This window comes from Celeribacter sp. SCSIO 80838, assembly GCF_056498065.1.
The window spans coordinates 3,311,785-3,326,992 of record NZ_JAZKMA010000001.1 but is presented as its reverse complement, the minus strand read 5'-3'; the positions used below and the strand labels follow the sequence as shown (position 1 = coordinate 3,326,992).

Genomic DNA, 15,208 nt, shown 5'->3' with positions numbered 1-15,208 from the left:
CTTTGTAAAAACCGTCCGCGACATCACGATGTCTACGGTCCGGAGACATCCCAAGCACACTCTATCAGGGCGGGGGGCAGGGGGATTTGAGACGGATCAGATCGCAAAGAAAAAGCCCCCCGAGGACGGAGGGCTTTTCGATGTTGGTGATGAGGCCAATCAGGCCAGCATGGTCATCGGGTTTTCCAAGTTCTCGACGATGGCCTTGAGCAATTCCGCGCCCAAAGCCCCGTCGATCACGCGGTGATCCACCGACATGGTGACAGACATCACGGTCGCAACCTTGATCTCGCCATCCGCGCCAACCACCGGTTTCTTCACCCCGGTGCCGACGGCCAGAATACCGGCATGCGGCGGGTTCACGATGGCGTCGAAATTGTCGATGCCGAACATGCCGAGGTTCGAGATCGCGAAGGACCCGCCCTGATACTCCTGTGGCGCAAGTTTGCGGTCGCGCGCACGGGTGGCCAGATCTTTCATCTCTTTCGACAAGGCCGAGAGCGATTTCATGTCGGCGTCTTTCAACACCGGCGTGAACAGCCCGCCTTCGACTGCAACCGCGACGGCCACGTCGGACGCTTTCATCTGAAGCACACGGTCACCGGCCCAAACGGCGTTGGCGGTCGGCACCTCTTGCAGCGCGTTGGCGACGGCCTTGATGATGAAATCATTGACCGAAAGCTTCACGCCTTTGCTTTCGAGCTGCTTGTTCAGCTCACTGCGGAATTTCATCAGCGCATCGAGCTGAATGTCGCGGCGCAGGTAGAAATGCGGGATGGTCTGCTTGGCTTCCGAGAGACGCGCGGCGATGGTTTTGCGCATGCCGTCGAGCTTGATCTCTTCGTAGACGCGGCCTTCGTACATCCGGGCGACCATATCCGCCGACGGGCCAGCCGGGGCTGCCGGAGCCGCAGCAGGGGCTGCGGTTTTCGGCGTTTCGGCCTTGGGTGCGGCGGTGGCGTTCTCTACATCCGCTTTCACGATACGGCCTTTCGGACCGGAGCCCGCAATCGCCGCAAGATCCAGACCCTTTTGGGCCGCGATGCGGCGCGCGAGCGGCGAAGCAAAAATGCGCTCGCCGGAGGCCGCAACCGGTGCTGCCGGGGCAGGGGCAGCAGCGGGTGCCGGAGCCGCCGCCTCGGTTTTCGGTGCTTCTGCCGCCGGAGCAGGCGCTGCCGCAACGGTTGCCGCCGCAGAGGCGTCTTCGCCCTCTTCAAGCAAGATCGCGATGGGGGCGTTCACTTTCACGCCCTCCGTGCCTTCCGCCACGAGGATTTTGCCGACGACGCCTTCGTCCACGGCTTCGAATTCCATGGTCGCCTTGTCGGTCTCGATCTCAGCAATCACGTCGCCCGAAGACACCGTGTCACCCTCTTTGACGAGCCATTTTGCAAGCGTGCCTTCCTCCATCGTCGGAGACAGCGCGGGCATCAAAAGTTCAATAGCCATAACGGGTTCTCCTTAGCGGTAGGTCACTTCTTTGCAGGCAGCCACGACTTCGTCGGTGGTCACAAGCGCGAGTTTTTCGAGGTTGGCGGCGTAGGGCATCGGCACGTCTTTACCAGCACAGTTGATCACCGGCGCGTCAAGATAATCGAACGCGCGTTGCATGATCGTGGCAGAGATGTGGTTGCCGATGGAGCCGACCGGCCAGCCTTCTTCGACGGTCACACAGCGGTTGGTCTTCATCACGGAGGCCAGCACGGTGTCGTAGTCGATGGGGCGGAGCGTCCGGAGGTCGATGACCTCGGCGGAAATGCCCTCTTCGGCCAGCTTGTCAGCGGCCTCCAAGGCGTAGGTCATACCGATCCCGAAGGACACGATGGTCACATCCGTGCCCTCGCGCCAGATGCGGGCCTTGCCGAAGGGGATGGTGAAATCTTCAATGTCCGGCACCTCAAAGGATTTGCCGTAGAGAATTTCGTTCTCAAGGAAGATCACCGGGTTCGGGTCGCGGATCGCGGTTTTCATCAGGCCTTTGTAATCGGCAGCCGAGTAGGGCATGACCACTTTCAGCCCCGGAATTTGCGCATACCAAGCGGCGTAATCCTGCGAGTGCTGCGCGCCCACGCGAGCGGCGGCGCCGTTCGGACCCCGGAACACCATCGGTGCGCCCATCTGACCGCCGGACATATAAAGCGTCTTGGCGGCGGAGTTGATCAGGTGGTCGATGGCCTGCATCGCGAAGTTGAAGGTCATGAATTCGACAATTGGCTTCAACCCGCCAAAGGCCGCCCCCGTGGCGATGCCCGCAAAGCCGTGCTCGGTGATCGGCGTGTCGATCACGCGTTTCGAGCCGAATTCGTCCAGCATACCTTGGGAAATCTTATACGCGCCCTGATACTCGGCGACCTCTTCCCCCATCAGGAAAACGGTCTCGTCGCGGCGCATCTCTTCGGACATGGCGTCGCGCAGCGCTTCGCGCACGGTCTGGGTCTTCATCTTCGTGCCTTCCGGGAAATCCGGGGAGGCTTTGGAGACCACTTCGACAGGCGCCGCGGCTTTCGCCGGGGTGCTTGCCGGCGCGTCTGCGACGGGAGCGGCGGCAGCGGCTGCCGGGGCAGGGGCCGCCACATCGTCGGCGCTTTCGCCCTCTTCCACGAGGATCGCGATCACCTCGTTGACCTTCACACCTTCGGTGCCTTCGGCCACAAGGATCTTGCCGACGATGCCTTCGTCGACCGCCTCGAATTCCATCGTGGCTTTGTCGGTTTCAATTTCCGCGATGATGTCGCCGGCGGAGACGGTGTCGCCTTCCTTGACGAGCCATTTCGCGAGCGTGCCTTCCTCCATGGTCGGAGAGAGGGCGGGCATCAGAAGTTCGGTTGCCATGGTCGTATCTCCTCCGGATCAGGCGCTGTGCGGCGGAATTTCATCCGCGTAAATGTCGGTCCAAAGCTCTTCGAGCGCCGGTTCCGGGCTGGCTTTCGCGAATTCCGCAGACTCGTTGACCACGGCCTTGATGTCCTTGTCGATGGCCTTGAGGTCTTCCTCAGACGCATGGCCGCCGGTCAGAAGGATAGACCGCACGGCTTCGATCGGATCGCGTTCCTCGCGCATTTTCTGCACTTCCTCGCGGGTCCGGTATTTCGCCGGGTCGGACATGGAGTGACCGCGGTAGCGATAGGTTTTGACCTCAAGAATGTACGGCCCTTTGCCCGCGCGGCAATGCGCCACGGCGCGCTCGCCCGCCTCTTTCACGGCCAGAACGTCCATGCCGTCCACTTCCTCGCCTTCGATCCCATAGGCCGCGCCGCGTTCCCAGTAAGACGGGGATTTCGTCGAGCGCTGGGTCGAGGTGCCCATGGCGTATTGGTTGTTTTCAATGACGAAAATCACCGGAAGGTCCCAGATTTCCGCCATGTTGTAGGTCTCGGCGACCTGGCCCTGGTTGGCCGCGCCGTCGCCGAAATAGGCGAAGGTCACGTTGTCATTGCCTTTGTATTTGTCGGAGAAGGCAAGCCCCGCACCAATCGGAACCTGCGCGCCGACGATGCCGTGACCGCCGTAGAAATGTTTCTCTTTCGAGAACATGTGCATCGAGCCGCCCTTGCCCTTGGAATAGCCGCCCTCACGCCCCGTCAGCTCGGCCATCACGCCGTTCGGGTCCATGCCGCAGGCCAGCATATGGCCGTGGTCGCGATAGGAGGTAACGCGCTTGTCACCCTCTTTCGCGGCGGCCTCAAGCCCGACCACGACGGCTTCCTGGCCGATATAGAGGTGGCAGAACCCGCCAATGAGGCCCATGCCATAAAGCTGGCCGGCCTTTTCCTCGAAACGACGGATAAGAAGCATGTCTTTGTAATAGGCGAGCAGCTCGTCTTTCGACACATTTGCCGTGCTCGCCGGTTTGGATGCTGTTTTACGGGGTGCCATCAGGCCTCCTCCTCCAAGATCACGGCTGATAGTTTAGTGTTAAACTATACGATAAAGGAGGCGGGGCTTGAATGCACGAATTTTCTGCTATGCGCCGTGGGAGGCAGCTATGCGTTTAGGGAATGGCGGGTGTCCAGGTGATTCAAATTGCACCAACTTTGGAAATTTCCGCTTTTGCGCGAGGTCTTGGGGCGTTAGTTTTTCTTGGAAGGAAACTGTTTTTTTGGATGCTGATTTGATATCCGTGCCCGCGACGCTGGGGTAATCATTATTGGGGGTACGGAATGACAATTGTTGAGGCCGTGAAGGTTGGGTTTCGGAAATATTTCGTCTTCTCGGGGCGTGCTTCGCGCGACGAGTTTTGGAAATTCATCCTTGGTCTTTTTCTTATCTCTCTTGTGGTCTCTGTCGCCGATGTAGTCATCTTTGGACCGGTGACGGAGACTCGTCTCGTCGTAAGCACTTCATCGAAAGCGATGTCCCAGAGTTTTCAGACGAAGACGCTATATGGTGCCGGCCCGATTTCAAACTTGTTCGGCCCTGTGGTGCTCATCCCATGGCTTGCGGCCATAAGCAGACGGCTGCATGATACCGGTCGCGCCGCTTGGCACCTTGCTTTGATCTTTGGGGTGGTGATTGCTCTGATGAGCATCACTTTCTTCGGGTTCCTAACCGATGTGCCGGTTGCGGCCGAGATACTGGCGGCAACCCCGGGGCTCTCTGGCACTGTGCGCGTTCCTCAGCCGCCAGGGGTGCTTATCATTTTCTCAATGCTCGGGTGCTTCGGTGCTGTCATCCTCGGTATCGTCTGGCTCGCCCGAGATGGCGAGCCCGAAGGCAATCGCTATGGCCCAAGCTTACGCCCTGTAGGGGAAAGGTCCTAAGGGCATCTCAGGCTATTACCGACAATATTGGATCTGCGCCTCATACCGCGCCGCCCGTGCAGCCACCCCGTCCGCCGTGTTCAAAAGCCATGTCTTGCCGTTGTGCGAGCCGCGGGCGTAGCCGGTGCGGCCTTCGTGATAGGCCAGATAGCTGTTGCGGGCGTCGGTGTTGGCGATCCCCAAGGCGGCGTTGTTGGTTGAGACATACCAGCCGATGAAATCGGTGGCGTCGCGGATGTTGCTGCGGCTGGCACCTGCGCGGCCCGGCCCGCTGACGTAATCGTCCCATGTGCCGTCGAGCGCCTGCGCATAGCCCCGCGCCGAGCTGGCCCGGCCTTTCGGGATGATGAACAGCACATAGCGTTTCGGCGGGCGGGCGGTCGCGCGGAAGGTCGATTCCTGATAGATCAGCGCCATTTGCACATGCACCGGCACACCCCATTTGCGGGCGGAGGCCTCAAGCGCCCTTTGGTAATGCGGCCGCTCGCGGAAGATCGCGCAGGCATCTTCCGGGTTCGCAGGCGCGCCGCCGTAGCCGCTGCCACAGGCCGAAAGTGTCAACAGGCCAGCCCCGCCGAGGATCATGCGGCGGCGGGTGAGGAGGGGCGTAAATTCTCTGTCTCTCTGTGTCATCTTTTGCCTTTCGGGGCAGGGGATGTCAGCGGATGACGATCTCGTCGGTGCGCAGATATCCGAGGATGTCGCGCGCCTGTTCGTCCAGCAAATCGAGATCGAGGTAGGTGTCGGACATGCGCAGGGTCTTGTTGCGCATCACCGCAAGCTCATCGTCGAGCTTGCCGCTCACCGTTTGCAGTTGAGACAATTCTGCCTCGATCTGCAAACGGCGAAACAGCCCGTATTCCCCTTGCACGGCGGCAAAGGTGAAATAGCCACCGAGGGTGACCATGACGCCACTGTACAGAAGCACAGTCAGCGACGGGCGTTTGCGCGGATGAGCCATGATAGGCTTCTTACCTTGTATGAAAGGTGCCTGACCACGTTGGGTTCGGTCACCTGCTCTGCCTCACGGGGCTTTCTCTTTGGCGGATCGCCTCCGTAACCTGTTTATGACACAGGCGATTCTCTCTGTGAATCCCAAAAACGAATCATCCGCAAAAAAATGCTGAAACGAAAAGGGCGCCCCCTGAGGGACGCCCAATTGTTCGATCGGACTGCGATCCGGTTCGCGGCGGTTCAGCCCGCGATGGAGGCCTTGTAGATGCCGTCCACGGCAACCGCGAGCGTGTCGTTGAACTCTTCGTCGCTTTGTTTTGCGCTCAGCCCTTCGGACAGCGCGCGGGAGAAGGAGGCGATCATGCCGGTGTTTTTCGACAGGATGTCGTTGGCTTCGTCACGGGCATAGCCGCCGGACAGCGCCACGACTTTCAGAACGCGCGGGTGGTCGACCAGCGGTTTGTAGAAATTCGCTTCGGTCGGCAGGGAGAGTTTCAGCATCACCTGCTTGTCTTCCGGCATGGCGTCGAGATGTTTGAGGATCTCTTCGCGCAGGATCGCTTCGGCCTCGGCCTTGTCGGCAATCGTGATGGTCACTTCCGGCTCGAGGATCGGCATCAGACCGGCGGCGATGACCTGATCGCCGACAGCGAATTGCTGATCCACCACGGCTTTGATGCCCTCGGGGTTGGCGGCGTTGATCACGGAGCGCTCTTTGGTGCCGAACACGCCCAGTTTGAACGCGCGGGCCAGAAGGTCGTCGAGACCCGGCATCGGTTTCATGAGTTGCACGTCGTTTTCTTCGGCTTCCAGACCTTTGTCGATCTTAAGGAACGGCACAACGCCCTTCACATCCCAGAGATAGGAGGGGGTCGGCTTGCCCTCGACCATGCGGTCCATGGTCATTTCGAACAGGATCGCACCGATCACCTTCTCACCGGTAAAGGCCGGAGAGGTCATGATGCGCGAACGCATTTCGTGGATCAGGTCGAACATCTGCTCTTCGCCGGAATATTCGTTTTCCTCGATGCCGTAGAGTTTCAGCGCTTTCGGGGTGGACCCGCCCGACTGGTCGAGTGCTGCGATGAAGCCCTGGCCTTCGCCGATTTTCGCGGTCATTTCCTGAATGGACATGTCTTTCCTCTTTTGGCTCAAATCTGTCCCGCGTACGGGAATTCTGGAGTTCCTGACCGGGTTAACCCGCCCGGCATTCGGTCGCAATCGTGGTGGCGCTAACGCCTTGATTTTCTGTCATGTGGTGGCGCTAACGGGCGATTTCGCCCAGAAGCTAGGCCCTTTTTCGGGCCGATGGCATGATCTGGCGCAAACCGCTTTTTCATAACCGACATACCCCTGGAGCGGGGCATGAAAAAGCCCGCGCGAAGCGGGCTTTCCAAACTTATCCAAGGGCGACGACGCCCGGAAGTTCCTTGCCTTCCATCCACTCGAGGAAGGCGCCGCCCGCCGTCGAGATATAGGTGAAGTCGTCGGCGGCCCCCGCCTTGTTCAGCGCCGCAACCGTGTCGCCGCCTCCGGCAACGGAAACGAGCTTGCCCGCTTTCGACAGTTCGGCGGCCTTTTGCGCTGCGGCATTGGTCGCCATGTCGAAGGGTTCGATCTCGAAAGCGCCGAGCGGTCCGTTCCAGATCAGCGTCTTCGCACCGTCAAGAATTTTAGAGATTTTCTCGACCGATTTCGGACCGGCATCGAGGATCATCGCATCCGCCGGGCATTCCGTGGTGGGGACGGTCTCGTTCTCGGCCCCGGCCTTGAATTCGCGTGCCACGACCACATCGACCGGCAGGACAATCTCGCAGCCCGCTTCGCCGGCCTTCTTGGTGATCTCGCGCGCGGTTTCGGCCAGATCGTGTTCGCAGAGCGATTTGCCCACGTCGACGCCCTCGGCGGCGAGGAAAGTGTTCGCCATGCCGCCGCCGATCACCAGATAGTCGACCTTGCGCACCAGATTGCCCAGAAGATCGAGCTTGGTCGACACTTTCGCGCCGCCGACCACGGCCACGACCGGGCGTTCCGGGGTGGAGAGCGCCGATTCGAGCGCCGAAAGTTCCGCCTGCATCAGGCGACCGGCGCAGGAGGGCAGGAGTTTTGCGACCCCTTCGGTCGAACCATGCGCCCGGTGCGCGGCAGAAAACGCGTCGTTGACATAGACGTCGCCAAGGGCTGCGAGAGAGGCGGCGAACTGGCCGTCATTGTCGGTCTCGCCCTTGTGGAAGCGGGTGTTTTCCAACAACAACACCTCGCCTGTGCCAAGCTCTTCCACGGCTTCTTTCGCGGGGCCGCCGATGCAATCGGTGGCGAATTTCACCGGCACGCCCAGAACCTCGGCGACCGCATCCTTGATCAGCCCGAGGCTCATCTCCGGCACTACCTGCCCCTTCGGACGCCCGAAATGCGCCATAAGAACCGGCTTGCCACCCTTGGCAAGAATGTCGTCGATAGTGGGTTTGATCCGCTCGATCCGGGTGGCGTCGGTCACCTTGCCGTCCTTGACGGGCACGTTGATGTCGACGCGCGTCAGCACCACCTTGCCGGAGAGATCCATGTCGTCGAGGGTTTTCCAGGCCATATCGAAAAGTCCTTGTTAAGAAGGTTGGGCATCTGTCGACACCTGTTTGACGGCTCCTCACCGCTTCGTCAACCGGGCGTGAGCGCGTCGCGGGCGCATGGGCGCAGATCGGTCTTTCCCTTGATGCATCCGCGCACTAAACTGTGCAAAATTTTGACCCATTCCCACCCGGAGGAGGCATTCATGGCCGAGATCAAGGACCCCGAAAACACCATCATCATCACGCTCGACGGCGGGGATGTTGTCATCGAACTTCTGCCCGACATCGCACCGAAACATTGCGAGCGGATGAAGGAGCTTGCCCGCGCTGGCGCCTATGACGGCGTGGTGTTTCACCGTGTGATCGACGGTTTCATGGCGCAGACCGGCGACGTGAAATTCGGCAACCAGACCAAAGAGTTCGAACTGCGCCGTGCAGGCACCGGCGGCTCCGATCTGCCGGACCTTCCGGCTGAGTTTTCCGGCATTCCGCATGATCGCGGCACCATCGGCGCGGCGCGGGCGCAAAACCCGAACTCCGCCAACTCGCAATTCTTCATCAACTTCTCCGACAACCACTTCCTCAATCGCCAGTACACGGTCTATGGGCGTGTGATCTCCGGCATGGATGCGGTCGACAAGATCACACGTGGCGAGCCGCCGATGGTGCCCGACGCCATGCTTTCCGTGAAAGTGGCAGCCGATGCTTAAATCGCTCACGCTGATTGCCGTGCTCGCGGCGGGTCCGGCTTTTGCCACCGGGCTCGACATCACGGTCGAAGGCGAGGCCAATGGCGTCGTTCATATCGACCTGTTCGAGGATGTGGCCCCGGGCCATGTCGAACAGATCACCAAACTTGCCTCCGAAGGCGCCTATGACAATGTCGTGTTTCACCGCGTGATTGACGGCTTCATGGCGCAGACCGGCGATGTGCAATACGGCAAGATGGGCGCGCCCGATTTCTCCATGCAGATGGCCGGGCGCGGCGGGTCGCACTATCCGGACCTCAAAGCCGAGTTCTCCGATCAGTCCTTTGACGAGGGCGTCGTGGGCATGGCGCGCAGCCAGAACCCGAACTCCGCCAATGCGCAGTTTTTCATCATGTTCGCGCCCGCGCCGCATCTGAACGGCCAATACACGGTGGTGGGCAAGGTCACGTCGGGCATGGATGTGGTGCATGCGATCAAGAAGGGCACCGGTCCGAACGGTGCCGTGATCGGTCAGCCGGATGTGATGACCTCGGTGAAGGTCACGGACTGACGGCGAAAGCCGACTTGGGATATGAGAAAGGGCGCCGTTGAGCGCCCTTTTTTAAAACTCGAACCGGATCGCGGCATTGGCCAGCCCGTCGCCATCGCCATAGCCGCCCGAGACGTCAAGCGAAGTGCTGCCCCTGAGGTAGATATTCGCCCCCAGAAGCGCGACCCCGTCCTCCGGATCTTTGATCGGCACGGCGACCAGTTCGGTCAACGCCACCCGGTCGTTCAGCCTGTGGCGATAGGCCAGTTCCATTGCGGTCGGTGCATCGTTGGCCTCGTTATAGGAGAGCGTGCCGGTGAAAGCACCCGCGCCCAAAGTCCGGCTGCCTTGCAGTTTCGCGTTGGCATCGGAACTGTCGCCATCGACATATTCCAGTGCCGTCTCGATCCGCCATGCCCCAGCATCCCAGCCGCCCCCGAGGCCCAGCACGGCGGTGTCATAGTCGTCGACGTAATGCAGCGAAACGGCCAGATCGGTGTTCGCATAGCGCAGCCCGTAGGGCAGGAACTTGTCCTCGGTGATCGCGCCATCGGTCAATCGGCTGAACCCGCTGTCGGTGCGTGCGAGCGCCTCCGGCAACATCACATCGGCGATCAGCGGGCGCGCAAAACTGTCATAGGCGGGGCGGGGATTGCCGGCCTCGATACGCATGGAGCCAAGGCTGTAGCTCAGTGCGCCATAGGTTTCGTGGCTGCGTCCAAGCGTGCCGAAGGCCCCGAAGCTGAGCCCCAGCCCGTCCCAGGCGGTCGTCCATGTGCCATCGCCGCCAAGCCAGACGTCCTGCTCCTCGACGGTCGAGGCGCCAAGTGCAATCCAGCCATCGCCGGTGAGCCAAGGATCGGCCTGCGCCGCGCTGGCGAGGCAGGTGAGGATCAGAGGGAAGACGGTTATTTTTTTCATGCGGTTATTCTGCACCTGAAAACGGAAAAAATCCATGAAGATCAAAGGTCCTGAAATCACAAAACCGCGCGCGGATCGCTCCGTGCGCGGTTTGCAACAGAATTGGATGTGGTATCAGCCCTTGAGCACCACCAGCGCGTGGCGTTTCTTGCCAGCCGAAAGCTTCATCGGCTCCTTGAGCATGTCCGCCGTGATCATCAGGCCCGCGTCCTTGTGATCGACGTCGTTCACCTTGGCGCCATTCTCGGAGAACAGGCGCTTGACCGCCTTGCCGCTGTCGGCGAGGCCGGTTTTGACGAAGAGCTGGACGATGGAAATCCCGTCGCCAATCTCGTCCGCGCTCAGTTCCACGGTCGGAAGGTCATCGCCCACGCCGCCTTTCTCGAAGACCTCGCGCGCGGTGGCTTCGGCGGCTTTCGCGGCCTCTGCGCCGTGCAGCAGCGTCGTGACCTCATTGGCGAGGATGATCTTCGCCGCGTTGATCTCGGAGCCTTCGAGCGCCCCGAGACGGTTGCATTCCTCGACCGGCAGGTCGGTGTAGAGCTTGAGGAACCGGCCCGTGTCCGCGTCCGTGGTGTTGCGCCAGAACTGCCAGAATTCATAGGGCGAGAGCATCTCGGCGTTGAGCCAGACCGCGCCACCTTGCGATTTGCCCATCTTGCGCCCGTCGGAGGTGGTCAAAAGCGGCGTCGTGAGGCCGTAAATTTCATTGTCCAGAACACGCCGCGTCAGGTCGATACCGTTGACGATATTGCCCCACTGATCCGAGCCGCCCATTTGAAGCAAACAGCCATAGCGACGGTTCAGCTCCAAAAAGTCATAAGCCTGCAAAATCATGTAGTTGAATTCGAGGAAGGACAGCGATTGCTCGCGGTCGAGGCGCGATTTCACGCTCTCAAACGACAGCATCCGGTTGACGGAGAAATGCCGCCCGATGTCACGCAGGAAATCGAGATAGTTCAGCTCGTCCAGCCATTCGGCGTTGTTGCGCATCAGCGCCGCGTTGTCGCCGTGGTGGTAATCGAGGTAGCGGGCAAACACTTTCTGCATGCCACTGATGTTGTCGTCGATCTGTGCCGGGCTGAGAAGCGGACGTTCATCGGAGCGGAAGGACGGGTCGCCCACTTTCGTGGTGCCGCCGCCCATGAGCGTGATCGGTTTGTTGCCGGTCTTTTGGAACCAGCGCAGCAGCATGATGTTCAACAGATGCCCGACATGCAGCGACGCGGCGGTCGCGTCATAGCCGATATAGGCGGTCACCATCCCGTTGCTCAGGGCTTCGTCCAGCTCTTGCAAATTGGTGCAATCGGCAAGAAATCCGCGCTCGATGATCACGCGCAGGAATTCCGATTTGGGATGGTAGGTCATCTCTCACATTTTCCATTCAATGGTCGGTCGCGGCCTGATATATCGGGGCACGCACCAAAGGGAAAGAGTGTGATGAGTGCTAAGAGCAAAGCGGTGCCTCTGTGGGTTGCGGGCTGTATGTCGGGAACGTCGCTCGACGGAGTCGATGTGGCGCTTTTGAAGACCGACGGGGTCAAGATTTTCGAGTTCGGCGAGACGGCCTTTCGCGGCTATGCCCCGGCGGAGCAGGAGATGTTCCGCGCCGAGCTCGGCACATGGCAGGCCTCCGAGGCCCTGACCGAACTCATTGAGACGGCCCATGCAGAGGCACTTTCCGAACTTGAGGGCTTCGATCTCATCGGGTTTCACGGTCAGACTCTGAACCACGCTCCCGACGAGGGGCGCACCTATCAGGCAGGAGATGGCGCGGTTCTGGCCGAGGTCACGGGCGTGCCGGTGGTCTGGGATTTTCGCACGGCGGATGTCGAAATGGGCGGGCAGGGTGCGCCTCTCGCGCCGTTCTATCACCATGCTCTGGCCCGCTACATCGGTGCGACGGGACCGGTGGCGTTTCTCAATCTCGGCGGGGTCGGCAACCTGACGTGGATCGACCCGGCGCTCGCCGATCCCGCGGCTCCGGGCGCGCTTCTCGCTTTCGACACCGGCCCGGCGAACGCCCCCGTCAACGACCTGATGCGGACGAGACGGGGAGAAACCCATGATGCGGGCGGTGCGCTGGCCGCAGCCGGTCAGCCGGATATGGAGGTTGTCGCCCAAGGCCTTGAGCATCCCTATTTCTACAAGATGCCGCCCAAATCTCTGGACCGGAACGATTTTCATGGCGTGCTCGACGCCGTATCCCTCCTGTCCGATGCCGATGCCGCCGCCACGCTCACCGCTTTTGCCGCTGCCTCGGTCGCCCGCGCGATGGAGCATTGCCCGACGCCCCCTGCGGCGCTCTATGTGACCGGTGGCGGACGGCACAACGCCACGCTCATGGCGATGATCGCGGCGGGAGTGGATTGCCCTGTTCAGCCGGTCGAAGAGGTCGGGCTCGATGGCGATATGCTGGAGGCGCAGGCCTTTGCCTATCTCGCGGTGCGCGTGCTGCGTGGCCTGCCGACCTCTGCGCCCTCGACCACCGGCGTGCGTGCGGCCATCGGCGGTGGACGCGTGTCGCGTCCGAATGAGCCGGTCTGAGCATTGCGCGCGATACAGCGCCTTCGTCAAATGGATGGAAACGGGCGACTGGCAGGTTCGAACGGGACAAGCCCGCTTCTTGGCCTGCCAGTGCCTCAAATACTCGGAACACTGGAAAAACGAGCGGTCACAGGTTCCACCCGACACTTGTTAACGTGCTTAGGTTAACGTAACGTCAGTTTTTTGCGAGTGCGGAAAACCTTACCATTTGGCGAATTTTGTGGGGAATTGGTCACAGTTTTTCCCCTTAAGCGTATAAAGCTGGCTCAGACGGCTTCTCTTGACCGGCTCAGTGGGTCCGGCTATCTCCGGGCTTGCCGAAAAATGTCAGGGCGGTTGGTTATCCCGCCCCTCGGAGCACCCGAGAGTTTGTCGCAAGATCCCACGGCATCCATATCCTGCGGGAGACGGGTGCCTTTTTCATGCGCGCCTCCCGCCTCATAACCGATGAGGGGTGCATGATGCTGGACGACCGGCAACGCAGAAAGACAAGATGACCATTCTCGCGGCGCAAGGGTTTATTTCCTGTTTCATGGCATTTCTGATGACCCTGATCATGAGCGAGTTTATCCCCGGACTGCGCGAGGGGTTTCGCCCCGGCTGGGTGCGCGACTGGCTGGGTCATTACATCACGGCATGGCCGATCGCTTTTTTACTGTCGATGGGGGTGGGGCCTTTGGCCTTTTTCCTGTCTGCGACACTGGTCGGGCGGGTGTATCGCGGCTGATCAGTGCGGAATGTCAAAGCCCGGGGCGGCCAGTTCGAACCCCTCGAAGCGAAATCCGGGGGAGACGGTGCAGCCGACGAGAGTCCAGGCGCCGGTCGTGCGCGCGGCCTGCCAATGCGCTTCAGGCACGATGAGTTGTGGCGTCTCTCCGGCCCCGAGCTCCGGGCCGAGCATCAGGTCCCGTGCCGGACCGGCCTCTGTCTCAGCTAGGGACAGGATCAGGGGCGCGCCCGCGTAATAATGCCAGATCTCGGTGGCATCGACCCGATGCCAATGGCTGTGCTCTCCGGCCTTGAGCAGGAAATAGATGCAGGTCCCGGCGGGTCGATCTCCGGCTTCGGCCTGCGCGATCCAGGTCTGACGGTAATGCCCGCCCTCTGGATGCGGGGCGAGGTTCAGATGGGCGATGATCTCGTCGGCTTGCATGATCCTGGAGGCTTTCCCGTGTCGCAGAAGAAAAACGGGAACCGAATGCCGCCCGAGGCGTTGTCCCCTCAGAGATAAAGACAACGGGAGACCTCCATGTCCAAGAAAATTCTTCTGGCGCTGGCCTTCGCCGCGCCGACGCTTGCTGCCTGTACCACCATGAGCACCACCGACACCAGCACCGCCTTCGGTGCGGCCGCCGGGGCCGGGCTCGGCTATCTGACCGCGGATGCGCTCGGGTCCAATGATGAGTGGAAAGTGCTGGCCACGCTGGGCGGTGCCGCTGCCGGGTCGATGGTCGCCAAGAACACCAATTCCGCGACCTGCGCCTATTCCAATGGCGATGGCACCTATTACACGGCGCCCTGTCCGTAAGGGGGGCAAAGGGTTCTTCACAAGTGAACCGGTGCGAAAAAGGTCCCTTACGGGGCCTTTTTTGCGTCAGGATTTCTGTTGATCCGCGTCACCAGAACCATGGCACAGAGCGCGCCTGCCGCGTTGAACACCAGATCGAGCGCGGTGTTGATATAACCGCCGACATTGGTGTCGGGCACCATCAGCACGGCACTGAACTCGATGATCTCATTGACCGCACCCAGCCCCATCGCGCCGAGCGCGGGAAGGGCGAAGGCGGTTTTCGTGCCTTTGAGCACCGGGAAGGTGTGGGTCATAATGTGCCACAGCAGCCAAGCTGTGGTGCCGAAGCCGTAGAAATGCACCACCTGATCGTATTTCAGGATGGTCATCTCTCCATCGCTGACGAAGGGAATGAGTTCGAGCGTATAGAGCACCGATCCGTTCACCGGCACGCCACCGCCCGCCATGTGCAAAAGCCCCCAGAGCGAGAGCGCCCAAAGCAGCTTTGGCGGGTACTCGACCTTGCGCAGGCTGGTTGCGACAAGGCCGATGAGGATCAGCATGGTCACCACATAGATGACGAATTCGAAATTCCCGATGGCAAAGAACCAGAGCGTGAAGCCGATGACATAAAGGGCGGTGAACAGGCCGACCTGTTTTTCCGCACGGGTGACGGGGCCCATGGCGATCTCCTCTTTTTTGCCGATCAT

Annotated in this window: 17 protein-coding genes; 6 read left to right on the top strand and 11 right to left on the bottom strand. The window is 60.7% G+C overall.

Features of this window, described 5'->3' with window-relative positions:
• Positions 1-159: 159 nt before the first annotated feature.
• From V1475_RS16590 to pdhA, 3 genes are read right to left on the bottom strand one after another with little or no spacing between them, the layout of a single operon-like run.
• Positions 160-1,449 (bottom strand): pyruvate dehydrogenase complex dihydrolipoamide acetyltransferase, encoded by a 1,290-nt coding sequence (locus V1475_RS16590; RefSeq protein WP_479413644.1) that lies wholly within the window; start codon positions 1,447-1,449, stop codon positions 160-162.
• Between the two features lie 12 nt (positions 1,450-1,461).
• Entirely contained in the window at positions 1,462-2,832 is a 1,371-nt protein-coding gene (locus V1475_RS16585; RefSeq protein WP_479413643.1) for a pyruvate dehydrogenase complex E1 component subunit beta, read from the bottom strand.
• Between the two features lie 18 nt (positions 2,833-2,850).
• A complete protein-coding gene (gene pdhA / locus V1475_RS16580) occupies positions 2,851-3,876 on the bottom strand; it encodes a pyruvate dehydrogenase (acetyl-transferring) E1 component subunit alpha (protein WP_434286773.1) in 1,026 nt (341 codons plus the stop codon).
• Positions 3,877-4,160: 284 nt separating this feature from the next.
• On the opposite strand from pdhA, the gene V1475_RS16575 reads away from it, so the two are divergent.
• The gene (locus tag V1475_RS16575) at positions 4,161-4,760 is read left to right on the top strand and encodes a DUF805 domain-containing protein (protein ID WP_479413642.1); all 600 of its coding nucleotides are present in this window, start codon (positions 4,161-4,163) and stop codon (positions 4,758-4,760) included.
• A 15-nt stretch (positions 4,761-4,775) separates the two neighbouring features.
• On the opposite strand, the gene V1475_RS16570 is transcribed toward V1475_RS16575, so the two are convergent.
• The 4 genes from V1475_RS16570 to V1475_RS16555 all read right to left on the bottom strand — a co-directional run bounded on the left by V1475_RS16570 (position 4,776) and on the right by V1475_RS16555 (position 8,301).
• Complete coding sequence (locus V1475_RS16570; RefSeq protein ID WP_479413994.1) at positions 4,776-5,345, bottom strand: transglycosylase SLT domain-containing protein; 570 nt, start codon at positions 5,343-5,345, stop codon at positions 4,776-4,778.
• Positions 5,346-5,418: 73 nt separating this feature from the next.
• Entirely contained in the window at positions 5,419-5,721 is a 303-nt protein-coding gene (locus V1475_RS16565) for an FtsB family cell division protein (RefSeq protein WP_066710702.1), read from the bottom strand.
• A 233-nt stretch (positions 5,722-5,954) separates the two neighbouring features.
• Positions 5,955-6,848 carry a fructose bisphosphate aldolase gene (locus V1475_RS16560; RefSeq protein ID WP_479413641.1) on the bottom strand — a complete coding sequence of 298 codons (894 nt, stop codon included), beginning with the start codon at positions 6,846-6,848 and terminating at the stop codon, positions 5,955-5,957.
• Between the two features lie 265 nt (positions 6,849-7,113).
• Positions 7,114-8,301: a phosphoglycerate kinase gene (locus V1475_RS16555; RefSeq protein WP_434286775.1), complete on the bottom strand. Its 1,188-nt coding sequence runs from the start codon at positions 8,299-8,301 to the stop codon at positions 7,114-7,116.
• Between the two features lie 183 nt (positions 8,302-8,484).
• On the opposite strand from V1475_RS16555, the gene V1475_RS16550 reads away from it, so the two are divergent.
• Both V1475_RS16550 and V1475_RS16545 read left to right on the top strand, forming a co-directional pair.
• Positions 8,485-8,991: a peptidylprolyl isomerase gene (locus tag V1475_RS16550; RefSeq protein WP_479413640.1), complete on the top strand. Its 507-nt coding sequence runs from the start codon at positions 8,485-8,487 to the stop codon at positions 8,989-8,991.
• A complete protein-coding gene (locus tag V1475_RS16545; RefSeq protein ID WP_479413639.1) occupies positions 8,984-9,541 on the top strand; it encodes a peptidylprolyl isomerase in 558 nt (185 codons plus the stop codon). Before V1475_RS16550 ends, V1475_RS16545 begins: the two co-directional genes overlap by 8 nt.
• 51 nt (positions 9,542-9,592) lie before the next feature.
• Here V1475_RS16545 and V1475_RS16540 read toward each other — a convergent pair whose 3' ends face one another.
• Both V1475_RS16540 and tyrS read right to left on the bottom strand, forming a co-directional pair.
• Positions 9,593-10,441, bottom strand: a complete 849-nt coding sequence (locus V1475_RS16540) for a hypothetical protein (protein WP_479413638.1) — start codon at positions 10,439-10,441, stop codon at positions 9,593-9,595.
• Between the two features lie 114 nt (positions 10,442-10,555).
• Positions 10,556-11,809 (bottom strand): tyrosine--tRNA ligase, encoded by a 1,254-nt coding sequence (gene tyrS / locus V1475_RS16535; protein ID WP_479413637.1) that lies wholly within the window; start codon positions 11,807-11,809, stop codon positions 10,556-10,558.
• Between the two features lie 72 nt (positions 11,810-11,881).
• Between tyrS and V1475_RS16530 the strand changes: the two genes are divergently transcribed.
• The gene (locus V1475_RS16530; protein WP_479413636.1) at positions 11,882-12,988 is read left to right on the top strand and encodes an anhydro-N-acetylmuramic acid kinase; all 1,107 of its coding nucleotides are present in this window, start codon (positions 11,882-11,884) and stop codon (positions 12,986-12,988) included.
• Between the two features lie 493 nt (positions 12,989-13,481).
• Positions 13,482-13,715: a DUF2798 domain-containing protein gene (locus V1475_RS16525; protein ID WP_479413635.1), complete on the top strand. Its 234-nt coding sequence runs from the start codon at positions 13,482-13,484 to the stop codon at positions 13,713-13,715.
• Here the strand turns inward: V1475_RS16525 and V1475_RS16520 are convergent, their stop codons facing one another.
• Positions 13,716-14,141, bottom strand: coding sequence for a cupin domain-containing protein (locus V1475_RS16520; protein ID WP_479413634.1), 426 nt, complete (start codon positions 14,139-14,141; stop codon positions 13,716-13,718). It lies immediately after the preceding gene.
• 96 nt (positions 14,142-14,237) lie between these two features.
• Here V1475_RS16520 and V1475_RS16515 point away from each other — a divergent pair, with 96 nt between their 5' ends.
• The gene (locus V1475_RS16515) at positions 14,238-14,516 is read left to right on the top strand and encodes a glycine zipper 2TM domain-containing protein (RefSeq protein ID WP_066710677.1); all 279 of its coding nucleotides are present in this window, start codon (positions 14,238-14,240) and stop codon (positions 14,514-14,516) included.
• Between the two features lie 47 nt (positions 14,517-14,563).
• Here the strand turns inward: V1475_RS16515 and V1475_RS16510 are convergent, their stop codons facing one another.
• Positions 14,564-15,181 (bottom strand): DUF2238 domain-containing protein, encoded by a 618-nt coding sequence (locus tag V1475_RS16510; RefSeq protein ID WP_479413633.1) that lies wholly within the window; start codon positions 15,179-15,181, stop codon positions 14,564-14,566.
• Positions 15,182-15,208 lie beyond the last annotated feature (27 nt).